Source organism: Parabacteroides sp. AF39-10AC (assembly GCF_003635405.1).
GTDB classification, from domain to species: domain Bacteria; phylum Bacteroidota; class Bacteroidia; order Bacteroidales; family Tannerellaceae; genus Parabacteroides; species Parabacteroides distasonis.
Map to the genome: position 1 here is coordinate 1 of NZ_QTLP01000076.1, position 1,417 is coordinate 1,417.

2 protein-coding genes are annotated in these 1,417 nt (G+C 44.0%); both read left to right on the plus strand.

Annotated features, from left to right (window positions below):
* On the plus strand, positions 1–444 hold a 444-nt coding region (locus DW033_RS24220; protein ID WP_226892979.1), incomplete at its 5' end, for a hypothetical protein.
* Complete coding sequence (locus DW033_RS24225) at positions 410–1,393, plus strand: transposase (protein WP_016270043.1); 984 nt, start codon at positions 410–412, stop codon at positions 1,391–1,393. The genes DW033_RS24220 and DW033_RS24225, both read left to right, overlap by 35 nt.
* Positions 1,394–1,417 lie beyond the last annotated feature (24 nt).

Here is a 1,417-nt window from a genome sequence, read left to right on the forward strand (position 1 = left end):
GGCTCACCCGATAAATCAGGGGGAAAATTCTTTAATTCTATAGAAAATTTGCACCTTTGTACCATGAACAATCAAGGACTATTAGCATTGGCACAGTTGATTCTGCCATCAGAGATACTTTCAAATTTTGAAGTAGTACGTGTAGAAGAAGAGGCATCCCTTATCCGCATCTATCTTGATGAATCGGTTAAGGCTGAATATAAAGAGAACCCAGAGATTGAATCCAAAGGGTTCTGTGAAGCCGTAACTATACGTGACTTTCCAATCCGCGATAAAGGTGTTGACCTAATTGTCAGAAGACGCAAATGGTATGACAAGCAGAATAACCGATACTTCTCCGACTCTTACGACCTGAAGGCTGAAGAAACCCGCTACTCCAAGGAGTTTGCGGCTTTTTTAAAAGGAGTGTATGGAGACGATTCCTACGACCTCCCGTTCGCTTGACCGCTATTATCACATAAACGGGGATACGTTTGAAAAGCAATACAAGGAAGTGCTCAGCGGCTATCGTGAATGGTCAGAACTCTCACATGCAGAAGACTGGCTTGTCTTTCCAGAGAACATTGGTGAAAGCATCTGCATTGACGAAACGGCTCCAAGCAACGGTGAGCTGTACACTATAGTAAGCAACAGATCTTCACGTGGAGGTAAAGGTACCATCATTGCTATTGTAAAGGGTGTGGCGGCAGATGCTGTCACGGAAGCACTTATGCGCATTGACGAGGACAAGAGACTGTTGGTTAAGGAGATAACAATGGATATGTCGAATTCCATGCGACTTATAGCCAGACGCTGTTTCCCGAATGCAATGCGTACCATAGACCGCTTTCATATACAGAAACTTGCATGTGATGCCTTGCAGGAGATGCGCATCGCGCATAGATGGGATGCCATTCAAGCAGACACGGATGCCAGGGAAGAAGCCAAATGCCTGGGCGAAGCATACACTCCAATTGTGCTTGCAAATGGTGATACCCACAAGCAGTTGTTGGCTCGCAGCAGATATCTGCTTTTTAAATCTGCCGACAAATGGACGGAAAGTCAGAGACAAAGAGCTGAGGTGCTCTTTGAAACGTATCCTGATCTTAAAGAAGCCTATTCGCTTACACATTCCCTAAGAATGATATTTTCCAAGAATACCGTCAAAGATGCAGCAAGACTCTCGCTTGCACGATGGTACAACAAAGTGGACGACTCTGGCTTTAAGAGTTTCAATGTTATTGCCGCCACACTTTACGAGCACTATGATGAAGTCTTGAACTTCTTTGTAAACAGGGCAACTAATGCATTTGCAGAGTCTTTTAATGCTAAAATTAAGGCGTTTAGAGCTGCTTTAAGAGGAGTAACGGATATAAAATTCTTTCTTTTCAGACTTACAAAGCTGTATGCTTAATCCCCCAGGTTTATCGGGTGAGCC